Origin of the sequence: Hoeflea algicola (assembly GCF_026619415.1) — a bacterium.
Classification (GTDB): Bacteria; Pseudomonadota; Alphaproteobacteria; order Rhizobiales; family Rhizobiaceae; genus Hoeflea; species Hoeflea algicola.
In genome coordinates, this window is record NZ_JAOVZR010000001.1 from 2,807,323 (window position 1) to 2,828,253 (window position 20,931).

Below are 20,931 nucleotides of genomic sequence, written 5' to 3' on the forward strand. Positions count from 1 at the left end.
GCCTCCCTTTCCTACTGTGCCGACCGCAGCGCCGCCCAGACCCGTTCGGGGGTCGCAGGCATTGCCAGGTCATTGTTGCCGATTGCATCGGTGATGGCGTTGATGACTGCCGGTGGCGAACCGATCGCTCCGGCTTCTCCACAGCCCTTGAGACCAAGCGGATTGGACGGGCTTGGCGTTGCCGTGGTCGAGACCTTGTAAAATGGCAGGTCGTCTGCGCGGGGCATGGTGTAATCCATGTAGCTCGCCGTCAGCAATTGACCGGTCTCGGGATCGTAATGCGCGGCTTCCAGCAGCGCCTGGCCAATGCCTTGCGCGACCCCGCCATGCACCTGGCCTTCGACGATCATCGGGTTGATGATATTGCCGAAATCATCAGCCGCCACGAACTGCACAATCTCAGTCTTGCCCGTCTCCGGATCGACTTCGACTTCGCAGATGTAGCAGCCGGCCGGGAAGGTGAAGTTGGCCGGGTCATAGAACGCGCCCTCCTTCAGACCCGGCTCCATTCCGCCCGGCAGATTGTGCGCGGTATAGGCCGCCAGCGCCATCTGGAACCACGGCACGCTCTTGTCGGTGCCGGCGACCTTGAGTTCACCGTTCTCGATGACGATGTCGCTTTCGTCCGCTTCCATCAGATGAGCGGCGATTTTCTTGGCCTTGGCCTCGACCTTGTCAAGCGCCTTGACCACCGCCGACATGCCGACAGCACCCGAACGCGAGCCGTAGGTGCCCATGCCCATCTGTACCTTGTCGGTATCGCCGTGAACCACCGAAACACTGTCGATGCCGACGCCGAAGCGCTCGGCGACCAGTTGCGAGAACGTCGTCTCGTGGCCTTGCCCGTGGCTGTGCGAACCGGTCAGAACTTCAACCGTGCCCACTGCATTGACCCGCACTTCAGCAGATTCCCAAAGGCCGACGCCGGCCCCGAGCGACCCCACCGCAGCCGACGGCGCGATGCCGCAGGCTTCGATATAGCAGCTCATGCCGATGCCGCGTTTCTTGCCGCGCCCCTCGGCTTCCGCCCTGCGCGCGGCGAAGCCGTCATAGTCAACCGCCTTCATCGCCGCGTCGAGCGAGGCATCGAAGTCGCCGGCGTCATAATTCATGATCACCGGGGTCTGGTATGGAAACTCGCGGACAAAGTTCTTGCGCCGCAACTCAGCGGGCGTAACACCCAACTCTCGAGCTGCGGTTTCCATCACCCGCTCGACCAGGAAACAGGCCTCGGGTCGCCCGGCGCCGCGATAGGCGTCGACCGGCACGGTGTTGGTGTAGACTGTGCGCACATTGGCGTGGATCGCCGGGATCGCATACTGGCCCGACAACAACGTCGCGTAGAGATAGGTCGGAACCGAGCTCGAAAACAACGACATATAGGCGCCCAGATTGGCAATCGTATCGACCTTGAACCCGGTCACCTTGTTGTCGGCGTCAAACGCCATCTTGATGGTCGAGACATGGTCGCGGCCATGGGCGTCGGTTAAAAAGGCTTCCGTCCGGTCGCAATTCCACTTGACCGGAACACCGGTGCGCTTGGAGGCCCACAGGCAGACGATCTCCTCGGGATAGATATAGATCTTCGAGCCGAAGCCACCGCCAACATCGGGCGCGATCACCCGAAGCTTGTTTTCAGGCGCCACATTGTAGAACGCGCTGAGCACCAGCCGCGCCACATGCGGGTTCTGCGAAGTGGTCCACAGCGTGTAGTGATCCTCGCCCTCGTCATAGACGCCAAGTGCCGCGCGCGGCTCCATCGGGTTGGGCACCAGACGGTTGTTGACGATCCTCATCTCGGTGACATGGGCGGCCGAGGCAATCGCCGCATCGGTGGCGGCGCTGTCGCCGATCTCCCAATCGAAAATTAGGTTACCCTTGGCTTCGGGGTGAAGCTGCGGTGCGCCATCTTTCAAGGCGTCAACAGCAGAAACCACCACTGGCAACGTCTCGTAATCAACGACCACGGCTTCCGCAGCGTCGCGCGCCTGCGCCTTGGTATCGGCCACCACGATGGCAACCGCGTCGCCGACATAGCGCACCGTATCCCGCGCCAGTGGTCGCCAGGCCCCCATGTTCATCGGCGAGCCGTCCTTGGAGTGGATCATCCAGCCGCAAATAATGTTGCCAATGCCGTCCTCTGTAAGCTGGGCGCCGTTGAGGATGCCGATGACACCTGGCATTTTTTCAGCTTCCGAGGTGTCGATGCTCTTGATCTTGGCATGCGCGTGCGGCGACCGCACGAAATGAGCATGCCGCATACCCTGCACCACCATATCGTCGGTATAGCGACCCTTGCCTGTAATAAATCTTTTGTCTTCCTTGCGCTCCACGCGGGCGCCAATGCCTTCAATTCCCATATCTCAAACTCCTCCGATTGAGTGCAGGCGAAAAAGTCGGGGCCAATCCGGCGTCTCATCACCAATGTCAGGAACCGTAAGGCTGCTGCGCCGTTCTGTCGCGCTTTGCTGCCCTCATCGTGTTGTCACGGTTCCCATCTTCCGATGTCACTCCGGGTCACCACCGCAAGCCCTCGCCTGTTACGGCGTTGCCTACTCGGCGGCCACTTTCGCGCTGTCACCCATTTTCGAGGCGGCATCGAGAACGGCTTTGACGATGTTGTGATAACCGGTGCAGCGGCAGATATTGCCTTCAAGCTCGGCGCGAACTGTCTTCTCGTCGAGCTGGCCTCCATGCCGCTTGATCATATCAACCGTGGACATGATCATTCCCGGTGTGCAGAAGCCGCACTGAAGTCCGTGATTTTCGCGAAATGCCACCTGCACCGGGTGCAACTCCCCGCCCGAGGCCAGGCCTTCTATGGTAACCACTTCCGAGCCATTGGCTTGCGCCGCAAGCATGGTGCAGGACTTCACTGCCTTGCCATCGACATGGACAACGCAAGCACCGCACTGGGATGTGTCGCATCCGACATGGGTTCCCGTCAGGCCGAGATTCTCGCGGATAAACTGGACCAACAATGTCCGGTCTTCGCAGTGGCCGGAAACGGATCTTCCGTTCACGGTCATCGATACATTCGCCATGAAATTCCTCCCTTGGGGTACAATCCTCAATTACCCAAGGCTGCATCATTTTCCTTTTTTCCAAAAGGATCAACCATTAAGATCAGGATTTGCACCCAATCCCTGCCCGCGGCCGGTCACACCCGACCAACCTCATGGTCGAACCCCAAATGCCTACAGCCGCCATCCGCAGCCGTTGCATCGATCTGCCGCAGTGGATTCTGACTGGTGACGATCCGGCAAAAAATAAAAATCTTGTGACTGCAGGTTATTGCCCCTATAAACTGACCGGGCGGTCGGTCAATTGGATTGCGCGTGCCATCCGGGAGGAGGTTCTGGAATGGCATGCGGTAAACCTGATGGCGCCGCATGTGGCAGTTGGTCGTTGTTTTCCGCCTTCCCTGTCGCGTCCTGAACGGGCATGGTCTCATATCGGCGGGCTCCGAATGGCACCGCAAGACACCGTGAGGCCGGCGGATGGGTCGGGCTCTAGGCAGTTACAAAAATAGCCCCTAGTTTCGGGGGAACCGCGGAATGAAAACCGCGTAGTCAATCTGGGAGGATACTATGAAAAAACGCAATTTCCTGAAGTCTGCCGCAGCCGCGGCATTGGCGGTTTCCGCTCTTGGCCTGTCATCCGCTGGCGCCATGGCGCAGGAAGTCACGCTGCGCATGCACCAGTTTCTGCCGCCGCAGGCCAATGTTCCAGCCGGGGTTCTGATCCCCTGGGCCGAGAAGATCGGCACTGAATCAGGAGGCCGCATCAAGGTCGAGGTGTTCTCCGCAATGTCGCTCGGCGGCACCCCGCCGCAGTTGATGGATCAGGCCCGTGATGGTGTGGTCGATATCGTCTGGACCCTTCCCGGCTACACACCCGGCCGCTTCCCGCGCGCCGAAGTGTTCGAGCTTCCCTTCATGATGACCAACGCGGAAGCCACCTCGCGCGCCTATTGGGATCTGTTCAAGTCCGACATGGAAATGCAGGATTTCAAGGGCATCAAGATCCTTGCCACCTGGGTCCATGGCCCCGGCGTGATTCACGCCAAGGGCGAAGGCGTACGCAAGCTCGAGGACATGCAGGGCAAGAAGTTGCGCGGCCCCACCCGTGTCATCAACGGGCTGCTCGCCGAGCTCGGCGCGGAGCCGATCGGCATGCCGGTTCCGGCCATCCCTGAAGCGCTCTCCAAGGGCGTGATCGACGGCACCGTGATCCCGTGGGAAGTGACCCCGGCGCTCAGAATCGCCGAACTGGTCAACACCCACACCGAATTCTCGGGTGATACCGCGCTTTACACCGCAGCCTTCGTTCTGGCGATGAACCAGGCCAAGTACGATAGCTTGCCCGATGATCTCAAGAAAGTCATCGACGACAATACCGGCGCCGAATTCTCTGCCTTTGCCGGCAAGACCCAGGCCGCCTTCGATGCGCCCAGCCGCAAGATCGCCGAAGCCACCGACAATGACATCGTCATTCTCGATGAAGCCGAAGTCGCCCGCTGGCACGAAGTCGCCGACAAGGTAGTCGACAACTGGTATGGCGAAATGGAAGCCAAGGGTATCGACGGCAAGGCGCTCCGCGCCAAGGCCCAGGAACTGATCACCAAATACACCAAATAGGTCGATCGCCTTGAAAAAGTTGCAACGGAGCCTGCACCTGGAGGCGGGTTCCGTTCGACCCAATCGGTGAGTTCCGTCATGACCATTCTTGTTGCCGGTGCGGGCATCGCCGGACTGACTTTCGCCCTGACCTGCCATCAGATTGGCGTCACCGCCAGACTGTTCGAACAGGTCAGTGAAATCCGCCCTCTGGGCGTCGGCATCAACCTTCAGCCCCACGCCGTTCGTGAACTGGTGGAACTCGGCCTCACCGACGAGCTTGAGGCAATCGGCATCCGCACCCGCGAAGTCGCCTATTTTTCCAAGCATGGTCATCTGATCTGGTCGGAAGTCCGCGGCCTCGACGCAGGCTACGACTGGCCGCAATTCTCGGTTCACCGCGGCAAATTGCAACTGATGCTCACACGCGCCGTGCAGCAACGACTCGGCCCCGACGCGCTTCAGACCGGCTGGAAGGCCGGTGGCTTCTCGCAGGATGGCGACCAGGTGTCGCTGCATCTGAAAAATCGCGAGGGCGACACGCGTACCGAGCACGGCCATTTGCTGATTGCCGCCGACGGCATTCACTCGGCGATCCGGGCGCAGATGAACCCCGACGAAGGTCCGCCAATCTGGGGCGGCGCGGTGCTGTGGCGCGCCACTAGCCACGCCAAAACCTTCCTGACCGGTGCCTCGATGGCGATGGCCGGCCATGAATGGCAGAAATTCGTGACCTACCCGATTTCCGCGCCAGATCCGGAAACCGGTCTCGCCGAGATCAACTGGGTGGCCGAGCTGAAGAAAAAACCGGACGCGTTGTGGAACCGGGAAGACTGGAACCGCCCCGGCAAGCTGGCCGACTTCCTGCCCTCCTTCGAAACCTGGCGTTTTGACTGGCTCGATGTTCCGGCGCTGATCAGGAGTGCCGAGACAATCTATGAATATCCGATGGTTGACCGCGATCCACTCGACAATTGGCGCCAGGGCCGTGCCACCCTGATCGGCGATGCCGCGCACCCAATGTATCCGATCGGCTCCAACGGTGCCTCCCAAGCTATTCTCGATGCCAGGGTGCTCGGCCAATGCATCGTCGCCCGGGGGCTGTCGGAAACCGCCCTCATCACCTATGAAGAACAGCGTCGTCCCGCAACCAGTCGTATCGTCGCCGCCAATCGCGGCAACGGACCGGACCAGATCATGCAGGTGGTCGAGGAGAAATGCCAAGGCATGTTTGACACCATTACCGATGTAATCAGCGCTCGCGAACTGGAAGATCACGCCGCCCGCTACAAGGCGCTGGCAGGGTTCGACCGCGAAACGCTGAATTCCCGTCCGCCGCTGATTTCTCCCGGCGACCGCGCTGCTGCCATTGCAGGCAGGTCCGATGTTTGAGCGGATTGACCGGCTGATCCGTTGGCTCGCTGCCGTGATGGCAATTCTCGGAGGCATCGCGCTGATCGCGGTCATCCTCTCCACCGTCGCTTCCGTCAGCGGCCGGGCGTTGCTCTTCATCGGCCTCGGCCCGATCCGTGGCGATTTCGAACTTGTAGAACTTGGCACCGGCTTCGCGGTGTTCGCCTTCCTGCCCTGGACCCAGATCAACCGCCAGCATGCCTCGGTGGAAATCCTGACCATGCACATGGGCGGCGTCATCAACCGGCTGATTGATCTCGTCGGCGACGGATTGATGTTTGCGATCGCCGTGCTGCTGGCATGGAAGCACTGGCAAGGCACCCTCGACAAGCTCGCCTATGGTGAAACCACTTTCGTCATCCAGTATCCGCTCTGGTGGGCCTATGCGTCCGGCCTTGTTGGCGCTTTCGGCTTCGTATTGATCAGTTTCTGGTGCGTGATCCTCAGTATCCGTGCATTTGTCACCGGGCGTGACCAGGTTCACGGGGAGATCGTGCATTGACCAACATCGATATCGCGCTTCTGTCGTTTCCGGTCCTGCTTGCGTTGATCTTTCTGCGCATCCCGATCGGTCTCGCCATGCTGATCACCGGCATCGGCGGCAGCTATTTCATCAACGGCTCGTTCCTGATGATCTTCGCGCAATTGAAGAACCTCACATGGGGCACGTTTTCAGGCTACTCGCTGTCGATCATTCCGTTGTTCCTGATAATGGGTCAGTTCGCCACGCTCGGCGGAATGTCCCAGTCGCTGTTCAAAGCCGCAGAAACCTGGCTCGGGCACAGAAAGGGCGGAGTTGCCATGGCCGCGGTCGGCGCCTGCGCCGGCTTTGGCGCAATTTGCGGCTCCTCGCTGGCCACCGCCGCCACCATGGGACAGGTCGCCCTGCCCGAGCTTCGCCGCTATGGCTATTCCGGCGAGCTGGCAACCGGGGCGCTGGCTGCCGGCGGCACGCTGGGCATCCTGATCCCGCCTTCGGTGATCCTCGTCATCTACGCCATTCTCACCGAGCAGAACATCGCCAAGCTGTTCGTTGCCGCCTTCATCCCGGGCGTGCTGGCCGCGATCGGCTACATGATCGCCATTGCCATCTATGTCCGGCTCAAGCCGGGCTCGGCGGGACAGCGCGAGCGCGCAAGCTACCCCGAACGCTTTCAGAGCCTGCTTGCGGTCTGGCCGGTATTGATCGTCTTCATCGCCGTCGTCGGCGGCATCTATGGCGGTATCTTTACTCCCACCGAGGCCGCCGCCATCGGCGCCTTCGGCACCGGGGTGATCGCGCTGATGAATGGAGGACTGACCCGATCCTCACTGAAACTGTCGATCCTGACCACTGCCAGTGCCACCGGGATGATCTTCCTGATCGTCTTCGGCGCCGGCGTCTACAACGCCTTTCTGGCGCTCAGCCAGTTGCCTCAGACCGCAGCCGCCTATGTCGGCAGCCAGGGCTTCAATCCCTGGCTCGTGATGGTGTGCGTGCTGCTGCTCTATCTCGTTTTCGGCTGCGTGATGGATTCGCTGTCGATGATCCTGCTCACCGTGCCGATCTTCTTCCCGATCATGTCGGCGCTGGATTTCGGCCTGACGCCTGAGGAATTCGCCCTCTGGTTCGGCATTATCGTGCTGATCGTCGTCGAGGTAGGATTGATAACGCCACCTGTAGGCATGAACCTGTTCGTCATCAACGCGATGGCCAAGGACACACCGCTGTCAGCCACCTATCGCGGGGTGTTTCCGTTCGTGCTCACCGATGTCATCCGCGTGGCCATCCTGACCATGTTCCCGGCCATTACCCTGGTCGCGGTCCGGCTCTTGTACTGACCGGCAATGCGCTAACAGTAGTACCGGCGTCATAATACTGGCCGCACTCATGCTCGGCCACCGAGCACTTCCAGCACCTTGTCGGCAATCAGCTCGCTGACGCGCCGGTTGGATTCGCCGGTCACCCCGGCGATATGCGGCGTGAGAATGGTATTGGCGAGCCCTTTAAACCTGGCGCCTGCCTCCGCACTCAGCGGCTCGATCTCGAACACGTCCAGCGCCGCCCCACCTAGCCGTCTGGCAGCCAAAGCCGCGGCCAGTGCAGTCTCGTCGACAATACCGCCACGGGCTGCGTTGATCAGCACCGCGTCCGACTTCATGCTCGACAACGTCGTCGCGTTTATCATGTGCCGCGTCGCCTCCGTCAGCGGCGTATGCAGCGACACCACATCGCCCAGTTCCAGCGCCGCATCGAGCGATACGTTGCGGGCGATCTGCCAGCCCGGATGATCGGCGGCGAGATAGGGGTCGTAAGCAACGATCTGCATGCCCATCATATGCGCCCGCCAAGCCACTTCCTGAGCAATCTCGCCAAAGCCCACCAAGGCCATGGTCTTGCCGGCCAGTTCGCGCCCCATCATCGATTGCCGCGGCCAGTGCCCATCAGCCACCTCGGAAGAACCCATCCAGGCGCCGCGCAACAGCATCAGTGCCGCAGTGATCACATATTCAGCCACGGAAAGATTGTTGGCACCGGTGGCTGGAATCACCTTGATCGAGCGCGCCTTGCAGGCCACCACGTCAATATTATCGAGTCCGACGCCGAGCCTGCCGACAACCTTGAGCCTCGGCCCCATGCTCAGCAAAGTCTCATCCACCTGGGTACGGTTACGCACGATCAGCACCCGTGCCGCGGCGAGATGGTCATGCAGGGCCGCCAAGTCATCGGCGAGACCGGAATCATAGAGCGTATCGTGGGTGTGAGCGAGGCGGGCAACCGCGGCCTCATCCATAAATTCGGTGATAACGATGTCAGCCATGACAACTCTCTGCGTTGAACGTTGGAAAATTATGCCGAACATAGAGCTTTGTCATCGAAAATTCACGATGTCCGAGCGCTTCGGCAGCAGTATTGCGGCCATTGCAGGTACGGATAATCATCTCGATCAGCGCGTCCCCGGCCTCGTCAATGGTCATCTCGCGGCGTAAGATCCCCGAGACATCAAGATCGACATGTTCGCCCATGGTCCGGACCGTAAGCTGGCTGGCGGAGATCTTGATCACCGGCGTTTCGGCATGACCACATCAAGCCTCGTTTGCCCCGGCGGCACCACGCCAATTGTCACAGTTTCACCGGACATGACCATGCCCCCTTACATCATCGCTTAAAAACACTAGATTGCTGGCATGAACCTGTTTGCAAGACGTTGGCCCTTGGCCGTTATTCTCGCCTTGGCGCTTACTGCCATTGCCCCCATCACCAAAGGCTCCGCCACCGAAGCTGCCTGGGCACGTCTCAACCAGGGCGGCTACACAATCCTGCTCGGTTTTGCGCGCTCGCCCGGGGGTGAACCGCTGCGTCCGGATATCGGCGATTGCGACAAGCGCAAAAGCCTGACCGATCGCGGCATCCAGGAAGCCCGCCGCATCGGCATGCGCTTTGCTGCCCGCGCGGTCTCCGTCGACGCGGTCTATTCCGGCGAATTCTGCCGCGCGCTGCAGACCGCGCAACTGGGTTTTGGCAAGTCGCGGGTAGAAACCAAAGCCTATCTCAATTCCATTGTCGGCGGCGCCGACCCCAATGACATTCCTCCTGAACTGATCACCGCGGTAGAAGAATTTTATGGCGCGGGCAACCAGCTGATGGTCACCCATCCGGAACTGATCCGGGCCATTTCAGGAACCATGCCGCGCGTCGGCGAAGCAGTGATCATCGCCCCGGCGGCCACGCCCGGCGGTATACCGCGCGTCGTCAACCGGTTGCTGCTCGACTAAACCCGGCAGCCGCATCAGCCGAAATCACCGTAGCTTTGCCGAACACTCGCATCCGCCGGTGAGAACGCGGCCACTTTATGGGTGGCTGAATGAACTGTCAGCGGCCCGACGCCGCCGCCTTTATCAAGACTGTATCTTTTCTGTGAGCGCGGAGGTTCAATCGCGCATAAACACATGCTCGGTGTGCTGAACGCATTTTTCTCCGGGCCGCAGCACCGCGCCGGCAAAGCCCGGTTGGTTGGGGCTGTCGGGCCAGCTTTGTGTTTCAAGGCAGAAACCGGCATGCGGCTGATAGGGGCTGCCCGAAAGGCCGGGCACCGACGGGCTGATCTTGAAACCGGTATAAAACTGAACGCCGGCTTCCGTCGAACGTAGCTCCATGGCCACCCCCGAGCGCATCGACCGCGCCAGCGCGATGGTCTGCACCGGGCCGCGCGCGTCAGCCACGCAGAAATTATGGTCATATTCCACCTGCCCGGCAGCATTCTCGCGGCGGATCGGCCGCATCTCCCGAAAATCGAAATCGGTGCCCTCTACCGAGGCGATCTCGCCGGTTGGAATCTGGGTGGCATCGACCGGCAGGTAATGATCGGCGGCAATCATCATGTCGTGGTCGAGAATATCAGTAGATCCATCAAGATTGAAATAGCTGTGATGGGCGATGTTGGCGAGCGTCGGCCGGTCGGTCACGCTGGTATAGGTGATCGCCATGCAGCCACCGGGCCTGAGCTCATACCGCGCCTCGATCTTCATGGTGCCGGGATAGCCGCATTGGCCGTCGGGATCGACAATCGAGAACACCGCGAAATCCGGCCCATAGCTGTCAAGTGTCCACAATCGGGTGCCGGTGCCAGCGCTGCCGCCGTGCAAATGATTGATGCCACGCTCGTTGCACTCAAGCTGATAGGCGACGCCATCAAGCGAAAACCGCCCGCCGGCGATACGGTTGGCGTGCCGCCCCGGCGTCTGCCCGAAATAGGGCGAATGCGCCGGGTAACTGGCAAAATCCGGAAATCCCAGCGTCAGTGGCGCAGCATGACCCTCAAACCTGAGGTCCTGCAGTGTCGCCCCCCAGGTCATGATTTTCGCAGTCAAACCACCGCCTTCAAGCGTCACTCGATGCACGGTTTCGCCATTCTGCATTTGTCCAAAGGCTTCTACCGCCATGGTGCGTCTCCCATCAGCTGGATCGGAATTCTTGAGAAATAGGGCATGGTCCGAAACGCTCCGGCGCGCAAGCACCACCCCGTAGGAGGCGCGGTCATCATCAACGTGTCAGCTGTCTTGTCGCCGTCTCCAGGCCCGACAGCGTCATCGGAAACATCCGGTCGGAGAACAACTGCCTGATCAGCGCTGTGGAATGGGTGTAGCCCCAATGTGCTTCCGGGACCGGATTGAGCCAGGCGACCTTGTGGAAATGATCAAGGACCCGCGTCAGCCAGACCTGTCCCGGTTCCTCGTTCCAATGCTCGACGGAGCCGCCTGCGGTGACAATCTCGTAAGGGCTCATCGCCGCATCACCGACAAAGATCACACGGTAATCGGATCCGTAGGTGCGCAGCAGTTCCTCGGTTGACAGCAGTTCCTGCCGACGCCGCTGGTTGTCACGCCAGACACCCTCATAGAGGCAATTGTGAAAGTAGAAATACTGCATGTGCCGGAATTCCGACTTGGCGGCGGAAAACAGCTCCTCCACCACCTTGATGTGGTCGTCCATCGAACCGCCAACATCGAAAAACATCAAAAGCTTGATCGCGTTGCGCCGTTCGGGCCGGGTCTTGACATCAAGCCAGCCATGCTCGGCTGTCGCCTGGATCGTGCCGGGCAGGTCGAATTCGTCGGCCGCCCCTTCGCGCACCCAGCGTCTCAATCGTCTCAGCGCCACCTTGATGTTGCGCGTTCCCAGCTCCACCGTGTCGTCGAGATTTCGGAACTCGCGCTTGTCCCAGACCTTGACCGCACGTCGATGCCGGCTTTCGTCCTGGCCGATACGCACACCCTCGGGATTATAGCCATAGGCGCCGAACGGCGAGGTGCCGGCGGTGCCGATCCATTTCGAACCGCCCTGATGCCGCTTCTGCTGCTCTTCAAGTCTCTGCTTGAGGGTTTCCATCAGCTTGTCGAAACCGCCAAGCGAGTCGATCAGCTTCTTTTCATCATCGCTCAGATGCTTTTCCGCCATCCGCCGCAGCCATTCCTCCGGCAGATTGCGGGCATCAATCCCGGCCTCGCCTGAAACCGCTTCCACACCACGGAAATAATGCGAGAACACCTGGTCGAAACGATCAATGTGACGCTCGTCCTTCACCAGGCTGGCGCGCGCCAGATAGTAGAACTCCTCGACGTCGAAACGCGCCAGCCCGGTCTCCAGTGCCTCAACCAGCGTGAGGTACTCGCGCAACGAAACCGGGATCTTGGCGGCTTTGAGTTCTAGAAAAAATGGCAGAAACATGGGCGCGACATTAACCGCATCGAGTGCTGAATGCCAACCGCTTCAGAGCTTTTAGACGCACAAATCAGCTACCACCCAATTCCGGATTCGGGTGATAGCCGGGGCCGATAACGAGCGGCTTGTCGGGCACCACCGTGTCGTCGAGCTGGCTGACAAAATCCTTCTCGCCCGCCCACAACAACTTGGTTCGGGTGCGGTTATAGAGCCCGATCGAGACATGATAGGGCTTGCCTGCCATGACACCACGAATGCTCGGCGAACGAACCCCGTAGCGGACGCTGCGCGCATGCAACCGCGTTTCGACACTCATCGGCGGTCCGCCGTCGGGATCCTCGAATTCGGCGATCAGCCAGGATCCGATCGGCAGCGGCTTCATCACGTAGGCGGTGAAGCCGTAAAACACATCGGCAACCCTATAATTGTAGACAAACCCGCCGCCGGCGATCTTGAGGTAAGGTTTTTCCGCCGGATCGTCGCGCGTGGCCCAGCCATAAGCAAACAGCACACCGGCGATGGCGATCAAGCCGATGACGACTTTTTCAAACGTCCTGTCTTCGCGCACGGCCATGTCCGTCGCTCCCGACGCAATCCACCGTAAAAGCACCCCATCAACGGGTCATCATTGAAGAAACACCTTGCCCGCAGTTTCTCATATCTGCAGGCATCAGGCCAGACGGGGGAAAGAACTCGAAAACGGCCATGGCCGGCTTCCCCTGATGCAGCCATGACGGCTCATCGTTACCGGCTGTATTTGACAAACGGGGTCAGCGTGGCGATGCGGTCATAGAGCTTGCGCGCCTGCGCGTTGAATTCCTGGGTCATCCAGTAGACATTGGGGCACCCGTCCGCATCTGCCTGGGCATAGACAGCCTCGATCAGCGCACGTCCGACACCCGTACCGCGCACGTCCGGCGCAGCAAACAGATCCTGCAGGTAACAAACCTGTTCGATACGCCAGCAATGACGGTGATAGAAATAATGCACCAGACCTACCTGCTTTCCATCGAGCAGCGCCAACAATCCGCGGGGTTCGTAAAACGAAGCGTCCCCCGCCGCATGATCCGAAACAAGCCGTGAGAATGTGGTCTGGTAGACCTCGTCGGGCACGCTTGATTCGTAAAACTCGAGATAAGCCTTCCACAGGGCGCGCCATGCCACGGCATCGTCAGCGGCAATCGGTCGAATTTCCAGCTTCGCTGCCATCAATTCACTCCCCCGCCTGCGCCAACGAACGATCTTCACCGATGTCTTCAATATTGAAAGGCGTGGTCTGGTAAACCTGATTGATCCAGTTGCCAAACAGCAGGAACGCATGGCTGCGCCAGCGGTTCTGCGGCTTTTTTCCAGGATCATTATCCGGAAAATAGTTGTGCGGCAACGCCACCGGCGTTCCCGCCTTGGTGTCGCGGAAATATTCTTCCGCCAGCGTGCCGGAATCATACTCGATGTGATTGAAGATATAGAGCCGATTGGCGAACGCCTCGTGCAACAGGCAAAGTCCGGTCTGGTCGCTTTCCATCAGCACTTCGAAGTCCGGCGTCAAATCCTCGCGCCGCACCTCGGTCCAGCGCGACACGGACACCTGGAAATCATCGGAAAATCCCATCAGATAGGGCGAGGCCGGGTTGAGATTGCGGTGCCGATAGATGCCGAATGCTTTTTGCTCAAGCGCCCGCTTGGGCACCCGGTGGAAATGCCAGGCAGCAGCCATCGCCCCCCAGCAGACGAAGAAACTTGAATGCACATGGGTCGTCGTCCAGTCGAGGATTTCCTTGAGTTCTTCCCAATAGGTCACATCGTCGAACGGCAATGTCTCGATCGGCGCACCGGTGATGATGAAGCCATCAAACTTGCGGTGCTTCACTTCCTCCCAAGTATGGTAGAAATTGATCAGATGATCTTCCGAGGTGTTCTTTGCGGCATGCGAGCCAATTCGCACCAGGGTCAGTTCGACCTGCAGCGGCGAGGCCCCGACCAGCCGGGCGATCTGCGTTTCGGTGGCGATCTTGTTGGGCATCAGGTTCAGCAGCCCGATATGCAGCGGGCGAATATCCTGCCTGACGGCAATCGATTCATCCAGAATTTGCACGCCTTCCTTGACCAGCACCTTGCGGGCGGGAAGACCATCGGGAATACGGATCGGCATGACGCACTGACCTCCAACAAAAAACCGGCCTGCGGGAATACGCTGCCGGTCCGGAGGGAGGTGGTCCCGTCGGCCATTTAGCGAGTTGTTTTACGTGGCTGCAAGCCGGCCGGCCAAATCACCACGACGTAAAAATTAGCGGCTTGCCCGGGGCGGGTCAAGAAAAAGCGGCAGCCGACGATCCGCCACTGCCTGTCACCCGGCCATGCGCACCAGATTACGGCCGTCATTCTTGGCCTGGTACACAGCGGCATCGGCATTGGCCATCGCCGCGCGCAGATCGTCTGCCGGCGCCAGTTCACACCAACCAAAACTAGCCGTCAGCGTCAACTGGCCAGTCTCTACACCCAGTTGCATCTGCTCGATCGCCACTCGCAACCGCGTGGCGACCAACTGAGTCATTTCGGCGGTTGCCCCCGTCAGCAAGACGCAAAACTCCTCGCCGCCGAGCCGCGTGCAGATCGCTGTATCAGGAGCCTCCTCGACCAACAGCTTGGCGAAAGCCATGAGCGTCCGGTCACCCACTTCGTGCCCGTAATTATCATTGATGCGCTTGAAGTGATCGATATCGCAGACAATCAGGCCGGTTGGCAGTGGCTCTGAAACCGATCGGAGCGTTTGCGCCGCTGTTTCAAAAGCCCGCCGGTTGAGAAGCCCGGTCAGCGGGTCGGTGCCTGCCAGCCGCGTCAGTCGCTCGACTTCGATTACGCCGAACCGGACAAACAACCCGATCCCGAGCGCGATACCGAACAGCGCATTGGCGGTTCGCATGGTAATGGCAAAATGCGAGGCTCCAAACGTTGCCATATTCAACTTTTCCGCCCCGGGCATAAGCAATTGGCCGACGAGCAGACTGATAACAGCCGCCTGGCACAGAAAGATCACGGCGATGACCCTGTCGATGTGGTGGGCCGCACTGCGCCAGGCAATAACCCCGCACATGATGTCAACAACCACCATGAACCCGTAAACCCCCGCAATCCTTAGCCCCAACACAGCCGGATCGGATTTGGATGCCGCAAAAAAGCCGACGGCGACCACGCATGGCAGCAGGAATAACAGCAACGGAAACGGGCGCTTGTGCAGCCGCGACATCCCCTTCAGCAACAAGACATAGCTGCCAAATGCCGTCAGCATCGTCACCAGCACGCTGGCCCGCCTCAAGTCTCCATCAATCAGCAGGATCTGCGTATATCCCACGGTGGCGCAAAAAAACGCCCCGGAGAAGTGCAAGGCAGCTGTGCGTTTGCGGTCATGCAGGAACAACAACAGAAATGCCGCTGCCATGGAAATAAATATTCCAGGTCCAAGCCATTGATATGACACGTCGGCATATGGCAACAGGCTGACCTTTCGCTATTTCGCTTCCCGAACAGGATGGCAGCAAAAAGTCGCTATTTGATTACCTGCACCAAGAAAATTGGCCGGAAGCCTAATTTCCTCGCTGGCGCGCCAGAAATGCCAACCGCTCGAACAGGTGCACATCCTGCTCGTTCTTGAGTAGCGCGCCGTGCAGTTTCGGCAGTGCATTTCTGGCGTCGCCTCGCAGCGTCTCGGGTGTCACGTCATCGGCGACCAGCAATCGGATCCAATCCAGCGCCTCGGATGTGGAGGGTTTCTTCTTCAGCCCGCCGGTTTCGCGGATCGCATAAAACTGGGTCAACGCCTCGCGCACCAGCGTCTGCTTGATGCCGGGATAGTGCACATCGACGATGCGCTGCAGCGTTTCCATTTCCGGAAACCGGATATAATGGAAAAAGCAACGTCGCAAAAACGCGTCGGGAAGCTCTTTTTCGTTGTTGGAAGTAATGATCACGATCGGCCGCTGCCGGGCGCGAATCGTCTCGCCGGTCTCGTAGACAAAGAACTCCATCCGATCGAGTTCCTGCAGCAGATCGTTCGGGAATTCGATATCGGCCTTATCGATCTCGTCAATCAGCAACACCGTCTTCTTGTCGGCCGCAAACGCATCCCACAATTTGCCGCGGCGGATGTAGTTGGCGACATCGTTGACTCGTTCGTCTCCGAGTTGGCTATCCCGCAAACGGCTGACCGCGTCATACTCGTAAAGCCCCTGCTGCGCCTTGGTGGTCGATTTTATCGACCATTCGATCAGGTCGAGCCCGAGCGATTGCGCCACCTGGTGGGCCAATTCGGTCTTGCCGGTTCCTGGCTCGCCCTTGACCAGAAGCGGTCGTTCCAGCCGGATCGCCGCATTGACCGCGATGGTAAGGTCCTTTTCGGCAACATAGGCCGCTGTGCCTTCAAACTTCATAAGCTCTCCTGCGCCGCCCCAATTGCGGCCTCGTTTCATGCCACGTTCAACACCATAACCGGCGCTGCGCGCAACCCGCTAGCATAACTTGCGCCAGATCAATGCGGATCGATCACGGTCGGCACACGATAGACCTGACCCGGAAAAAGCCAATCGACTGGAGACCAATATGACGCTCTACCACATTCACCTGACCATGGCCCGCAACAAGGATTTTCCCGAAGGCAACCAGCATCGCGGCTACGACATTCATGCCCCGCTCGACGCAGATGGCCATCTTGACCAGGCGGCCTGGGAGAAATCGCCGTCATCAGCCACCGTCACCCGCTTCTGGGACGGCGAACGGTCCGAACTCGGCTATCTTGTTCACCACCCCAAAGGTGGCTGGATTATCGACTATGAACCCGACAGAGATGACGACGATGAAACCGGTTTCCGGTTCTCCAACCACGTCTTCAAACCGGGCGAGTATGTGTCGATCCGCGATCACGGTGAAGATGAGCTGCACACATTCGTGGTTGCGTCGGTGGAAGAGGCAAAATAGGCCGCCCGCTTTTCAACCCTCGATTTCCTCGCGCAGCATTTCGAGTTCCATCCATTCGCCTTCCAGCGCCTCGATCTCGGCTTTCAGCGCCAGGTGCGCCTTGGCGCGGGCGGAAAACCCGTCGGGGTCCTTGGCAAATAGCGCCGGATCGGCCATTTCGGCCTCGATTTTCGCAAGTTTTTCTTGCCCGGCGGCGATCTTGCCGGGCAATGATTCAAGCGCAAATTTCTGCTTGTAGGACAGCTTGCGCGCATTTTCGCGCGCAGGCGCAGCGGGCTTTGAACCAGCGGACGTGCGGCCCGCCTCCTGAGCCTGTTTTGCCTTTTTCTCGCGCGCTTCCTCGCCGCGCTGGGCCAGCATGTCGGTGTAACCACCGGCATAGGCGATCCAGCGTCCGTCCGGATTGGCCTGGTCGGCCGGCGCCAGCGTCGATGTCACAGTACGGTCGAGAAAATCACGGTCATGGCTGACCAGGATCACGGTGCCGGGATAGGATGAAACCACCTCCTGCAACAGGTCCAGCGTTTCCATGTCGAGGTCGTTGGTCGGCTCGTCAAGGATCAGCAGGTTTGATGGGCGCGCCAGAATTCGCGCCAGCACCAGCCGGGCCTTTTCGCCGCCCGACAGATTGCGGATCGGTGTGCGCGCCTGCTCCGGCTGGAACAGGAAATCCTTCATGTAACCCGTAACATGCTTGGCTTCGCCGTTGACCAGAAGATTGTCACCGCGCCCATCGGTGAGATAATGCGCCAGCGTCTCTTCCGGATTGAGTACTTCGCGGCGCTGGTCGAGCACGGCGATATCGAGCTTTGAGCCGTGTCGCACAAAACCGGTATCGGTCTTGAGTTCCCCGATCAGCATCTTCAGCAAGGTTGTTTTGCCGGCGCCGTTCGGACCAACAATACCGATGCAGTCGCCGCGATTGATCCGCATCGAGACATCGCGCACCACCGGCGCTCCGCCATAACTCTTGGATATATTTTCCGCCTCGATTACCAGCTTGCCCGAATCGCGACCCTCGGCAACCTGTGCGTTGATCCGCCCTTGCGGGCCCTTGTGGCCACGATGCTCGGCACGCATGGTCTTGAGGTCAGACAGCCGCCGCATGTTGCGCTTGCGTCGCGCGGTCACGCCATAGCGCAACCAGTGTTCTTCACGCTCGATTTGACGTCCCAACTTGTGCTGCTCGAGCTCTTCGTTTTCGAGCACGGAATCGCGCCAGGCTTCAAAATGTTCAAACCCGCGGTCAAGTCTCAGCGACCGTCCCCGGTCGAGCCAGACCGTTGCCCGGCTGACGCGCTCGAGAAACCGCCGGTCATGCGAAATCACCAGCATTGCGCTGCGGCTGCGCAACAATTCCTCTTCCAGCCATTCGATCGTCGGCAGGTCGAGATGGTTGGTCGGCTCATCGAGAAGCAGGATATCAGGCTCCGGCGCCAGCACCCGTGCCAGCGCCGCCCGTCGCGCCTCGCCGCCCGACAATGTCTGCGGATCGGCGTCGCCATCAAGACCCAGGTGTTCGAGCAGGTAGTTGACCCGGTGCACATCGTCATTTGGTCCCAGCCCTGCTTCCGCATAGGCCTGAACCGTCGCGAAACCTTCGAAATCCGGCGCCTGCGGCAGATAGCGGATGGTTGCCGACGGATGCCGGAAGATCTCGCCCGATTGCGGCTCAACCTGCCCCGCGGCAATCTTGAGCAGCGTCGACTTGCCCGAGCCGTTACGCCCGACAAGGCAGATCCGCTCGCCCGGCTCGACCTGCAGCTGGACACCATCAAGCAGCGGGTCGCCGCCGAACGACAGGCAAATATCATCAAGTTTGAGAATTGGCGGTGCCATGCTCAAGCTCCGGTTAAATCATGAGGACGGGCGAGCAAAAGCGCGCGCCCGGATTCGAGGCTGACGGTAACCGCGCCCATAGCGACATTGGATATGGTGCGCGATGCGGCAAATGGAATGTCAGCCTTTTCCAGCGGGTATTTCACACCCGATAGGCTCAGACCAGTTAGTGCGCCGAGCGCAATCACCGAAAACAGCGATCCGACGGGCAAATCCAGCACGCGCTCTTCCAGGCGCAGAGGAACAGCCTCTTCTGTGCCCGATGTCAGCACCACGTCATATCCGCGTTCGCCAAGAGCGACAGCCTGGAAAAGATGCGCAAGCGCGTGATCGCTGCGTTCGCCAGCCAGTGCCCCGACCATAACCAGCCGCTGCGCACCGCGCTCGATTGCCTGTTCAACCGCGATCTCGCCATCGGTCAGGTCCTTGGCCGCAGCGAACGGCAGCCGCGGCACATCGCCATGGCGCGCCAGCAACGCGTCATCGGCAGAATCGAAATCACCAACCCACAGTTCCGGCGTCAGCCCCAGCGCCCGGGCATGGATCATCCCGCCATCGGCGGCGATCGCCCGCGCGCCTCGGACCAGGTCAAGAACCCGGTCGTCAATCTCGAGCGCACCGCCCAGCAGGATCGCAAATGTCAAATCAGCTCTCATCGCGGACAGCCAATAGCAGCTTTGCGCCCACTTGCCAGCGTCAGGAAGAAATTCTATGTCTTGTCTCGCTCTAACGGGGTGCCCGGCGTCAAAACCGTGCTGAGAGGCCTGACAGCCAACCCGAAGAACCTGATCCGGTTTGTACCGGCGGAGGGATTAGACGTGCTCCACGCGCCTATTCCTGTTTTTTGAACAAAAGGAGGCGCGATCAATGCGCAAATCATGGTTTCTCGCGGCTGCCCTTGCGACGGCTCTCCCCCTTGCTGCCAATCCCGCGGCCGGCGCAGACAAATCGCTGACTGTCTACACCTATGAAAGCTTCATCGCCGAATGGGGTCCCGGTCCCAAGATCGAGGCGGCGTTCGAGGCCGAATGCGGCTGCGATCTCAAATGGGTTGGCGTGGCCGATGGCGTGGCGCTGCTCAACCGGCTCAAGCTCGAGGGCGCCAAGGCCGAAGCCGGCATTGTGCTCGGCCTCGACACCAACCTTATCACTGACGCCAAGGCGACCGGCCTGTTCGAAGTCCATGGCCTCGACACCGCGGCCATTTCGGTCCCCCGCGACTTCAGCGATGACACCTTCATCCCCTATGATTATGGCCATTTCGCCGTGGTTTACGACAGCGAGGCAATCGAAACGCCGCCGACCAGCCTCAAGCAACTGGTTGAAGGTGATCCCGCGCAGAAAATCGTCATCCAGGACCCCCGCACCTCGACACCGGGGCTCGGGCTGCTGCTCTGGGTCAAGTCGGTCTATGGCAATGATGCCGCTGCGGCCTGGCAGAAGCTGAGCAAGCGCGTGCTCACCGTCACCCCGGGTTGGTCCGAAGCTTATGGTCTGTTCACCTCGGGCGAGGCGCCGATGGTGCTGTCCTATACCACTTCGCCAGCCTACCATATGGTAGTAGAAAAGACCGGCCGCTATCAGGCTGCCGAATTCTCCGAAGGTCATTATCTGCAGATCGAAGTGGCAGGAATGCTAGCCAACGCCCCCGACAAGGATCTGGCGCGCGAGTTCCTTGCCTTCATGATGACGCCGGGCTTTCAGAACGAGATCCCCACCAACAACTGGATGATGCCGGCCGCGGCGATCGACGTGGCATTGCCGGAAGCCTTCAGCAAGTTGGTGTCGCCTGCCAAGTCCTTCCTCTATGCGCCCGACGAGGTCGCCGCCAACCGTGCCGCCTGGATTGACGAGTGGCTTGCCGCCATGAGTCGCTGAGCAGGGTGC

At 59.9% G+C, this 20,931-nt stretch carries 20 protein-coding genes, 1 pseudogene and 2 riboswitches; of the genes and pseudogenes, 8 read left to right on the top strand and 13 right to left on the bottom strand.

Features of this window, described 5'->3' with window-relative positions:
- Positions 1 to 11 precede the first annotated feature (11 nt).
- On the bottom strand, positions 12 to 2,360 hold the full coding sequence (locus OEG84_RS13785; RefSeq protein WP_267654273.1) for a xanthine dehydrogenase family protein molybdopterin-binding subunit: 2,349 nt from the start codon (positions 2,358 to 2,360) through the stop codon (positions 12 to 14).
- A 192-nt stretch (positions 2,361 to 2,552) separates the two neighbouring features.
- Positions 2,553 to 3,044 (bottom strand): (2Fe-2S)-binding protein, encoded by a 492-nt coding sequence (locus OEG84_RS13790; RefSeq protein ID WP_267654274.1) that lies wholly within the window; start codon positions 3,042 to 3,044, stop codon positions 2,553 to 2,555.
- A gap of 134 nt (positions 3,045 to 3,178) precedes the next feature.
- Here OEG84_RS13790 and OEG84_RS13795 point away from each other — a divergent pair, with 134 nt between their 5' ends.
- From OEG84_RS13795 to OEG84_RS13815, 5 genes are all read left to right on the top strand, one after another.
- Positions 3,179 to 3,532, top strand: a complete 354-nt coding sequence (locus tag OEG84_RS13795; RefSeq protein WP_267654275.1) for a hypothetical protein — start codon at positions 3,179 to 3,181, stop codon at positions 3,530 to 3,532.
- Between the two features lie 58 nt (positions 3,533 to 3,590).
- The gene (locus OEG84_RS13800) at positions 3,591 to 4,640 is read left to right on the top strand and encodes a TRAP transporter substrate-binding protein (protein ID WP_267654276.1); all 1,050 of its coding nucleotides are present in this window, start codon (positions 3,591 to 3,593) and stop codon (positions 4,638 to 4,640) included.
- 78 nt (positions 4,641 to 4,718) lie between these two features.
- On the top strand, positions 4,719 to 6,011 hold the full coding sequence (locus tag OEG84_RS13805) for a flavin-dependent oxidoreductase (protein WP_267654277.1): 1,293 nt from the start codon (positions 4,719 to 4,721) through the stop codon (positions 6,009 to 6,011).
- Positions 6,004 to 6,534: a TRAP transporter small permease gene (locus OEG84_RS13810; protein WP_267654278.1), complete on the top strand. Its 531-nt coding sequence runs from the start codon at positions 6,004 to 6,006 to the stop codon at positions 6,532 to 6,534. Before OEG84_RS13805 ends, OEG84_RS13810 begins: the two co-directional genes overlap by 8 nt.
- The gene (locus OEG84_RS13815) at positions 6,531 to 7,853 is read left to right on the top strand and encodes a TRAP transporter large permease (RefSeq protein WP_267654279.1); all 1,323 of its coding nucleotides are present in this window, start codon (positions 6,531 to 6,533) and stop codon (positions 7,851 to 7,853) included. The genes OEG84_RS13810 and OEG84_RS13815 overlap by 4 nt, the downstream gene beginning before the upstream one ends.
- A gap of 47 nt (positions 7,854 to 7,900) precedes the next feature.
- Here OEG84_RS13815 and OEG84_RS13820 read toward each other — a convergent pair whose 3' ends face one another.
- Both OEG84_RS13820 and OEG84_RS13825 read right to left on the bottom strand, forming a co-directional pair.
- Positions 7,901 to 8,833, bottom strand: a complete 933-nt coding sequence (locus OEG84_RS13820) for a hydroxyacid dehydrogenase (RefSeq protein ID WP_267654280.1) — start codon at positions 8,831 to 8,833, stop codon at positions 7,901 to 7,903.
- Positions 8,826 to 9,095 (bottom strand): annotated as a pseudogene (locus OEG84_RS13825) (hypothetical protein); the annotation flags it as partial. The pseudogene OEG84_RS13825 and the gene OEG84_RS13820, both read right to left, overlap by 8 nt.
- A gap of 132 nt (positions 9,096 to 9,227) precedes the next feature.
- Here OEG84_RS13825 and OEG84_RS13830 point away from each other — a divergent pair.
- Positions 9,228 to 9,788 carry a histidine phosphatase family protein gene (locus tag OEG84_RS13830; protein WP_267654281.1) on the top strand — a complete coding sequence of 187 codons (561 nt, stop codon included), beginning with the start codon at positions 9,228 to 9,230 and terminating at the stop codon, positions 9,786 to 9,788.
- A 156-nt stretch (positions 9,789 to 9,944) separates the two neighbouring features.
- On the opposite strand, the gene OEG84_RS13835 is transcribed toward OEG84_RS13830, so the two are convergent.
- The 7 genes from OEG84_RS13835 to OEG84_RS13865 all read right to left on the bottom strand — a co-directional run bounded on the left by OEG84_RS13835 (position 9,945) and on the right by OEG84_RS13865 (position 16,661).
- Positions 9,945 to 10,955 carry an aldose epimerase family protein gene (locus OEG84_RS13835; protein ID WP_267654282.1) on the bottom strand — a complete coding sequence of 337 codons (1,011 nt, stop codon included), beginning with the start codon at positions 10,953 to 10,955 and terminating at the stop codon, positions 9,945 to 9,947.
- Between the two features lie 100 nt (positions 10,956 to 11,055).
- Positions 11,056 to 12,240, bottom strand: coding sequence for a vWA domain-containing protein (locus OEG84_RS13840; RefSeq protein WP_267654283.1), 1,185 nt, complete (start codon positions 12,238 to 12,240; stop codon positions 11,056 to 11,058).
- A gap of 64 nt (positions 12,241 to 12,304) precedes the next feature.
- Entirely contained in the window at positions 12,305 to 12,808 is a 504-nt protein-coding gene (locus OEG84_RS13845) for a hypothetical protein (RefSeq protein ID WP_267654284.1), read from the bottom strand.
- Positions 12,809 to 12,978: 170 nt separating this feature from the next.
- On the bottom strand, positions 12,979 to 13,443 hold the full coding sequence (locus OEG84_RS13850) for a GNAT family N-acetyltransferase (RefSeq protein WP_267654285.1): 465 nt from the start codon (positions 13,441 to 13,443) through the stop codon (positions 12,979 to 12,981).
- 4 nt (positions 13,444 to 13,447) lie between these two features.
- A complete protein-coding gene (locus tag OEG84_RS13855) occupies positions 13,448 to 14,386 on the bottom strand; it encodes a homoserine O-succinyltransferase (RefSeq protein WP_267654286.1) in 939 nt (312 codons plus the stop codon).
- Positions 14,387 to 14,443: 57 nt separating this feature from the next.
- Positions 14,444 to 14,521: riboswitch (SAM riboswitch) on the bottom strand.
- A 60-nt stretch (positions 14,522 to 14,581) separates the two neighbouring features.
- Complete coding sequence (locus OEG84_RS13860; RefSeq protein ID WP_267654287.1) at positions 14,582 to 15,673, bottom strand: GGDEF domain-containing protein; 1,092 nt, start codon at positions 15,671 to 15,673, stop codon at positions 14,582 to 14,584.
- A gap of 145 nt (positions 15,674 to 15,818) precedes the next feature.
- A complete protein-coding gene (locus OEG84_RS13865) occupies positions 15,819 to 16,661 on the bottom strand; it encodes an AAA family ATPase (RefSeq protein WP_267654288.1) in 843 nt (280 codons plus the stop codon).
- 169 nt (positions 16,662 to 16,830) lie between these two features.
- On the opposite strand from OEG84_RS13865, the gene OEG84_RS13870 reads away from it, so the two are divergent.
- Positions 16,831 to 17,205, top strand: a complete 375-nt coding sequence (locus OEG84_RS13870; protein WP_267654289.1) for a hypothetical protein — start codon at positions 16,831 to 16,833, stop codon at positions 17,203 to 17,205.
- 12 nt (positions 17,206 to 17,217) lie between these two features.
- On the opposite strand, the gene OEG84_RS13875 is transcribed toward OEG84_RS13870, so the two are convergent.
- Positions 17,218 to 19,044 (bottom strand): ABC-F family ATP-binding cassette domain-containing protein, encoded by a 1,827-nt coding sequence (locus OEG84_RS13875; RefSeq protein ID WP_267654290.1) that lies wholly within the window; start codon positions 19,042 to 19,044, stop codon positions 17,218 to 17,220.
- Positions 19,045 to 19,046: 2 nt separating this feature from the next.
- Complete coding sequence (locus OEG84_RS13880; RefSeq protein WP_267654291.1) at positions 19,047 to 19,700, bottom strand: thiamine diphosphokinase; 654 nt, start codon at positions 19,698 to 19,700, stop codon at positions 19,047 to 19,049.
- Between the two features lie 64 nt (positions 19,701 to 19,764).
- Positions 19,765 to 19,873: riboswitch (TPP riboswitch) on the top strand.
- A 38-nt stretch (positions 19,874 to 19,911) separates the two neighbouring features.
- On the opposite strand from OEG84_RS13880, the gene thiB reads away from it, so the two are divergent.
- Positions 19,912 to 20,922, top strand: a complete 1,011-nt coding sequence (thiB, locus tag OEG84_RS13885; RefSeq protein ID WP_267654292.1) for a thiamine ABC transporter substrate binding subunit — start codon at positions 19,912 to 19,914, stop codon at positions 20,920 to 20,922.
- Positions 20,923 to 20,931: the final 9 nt, after the last annotated feature.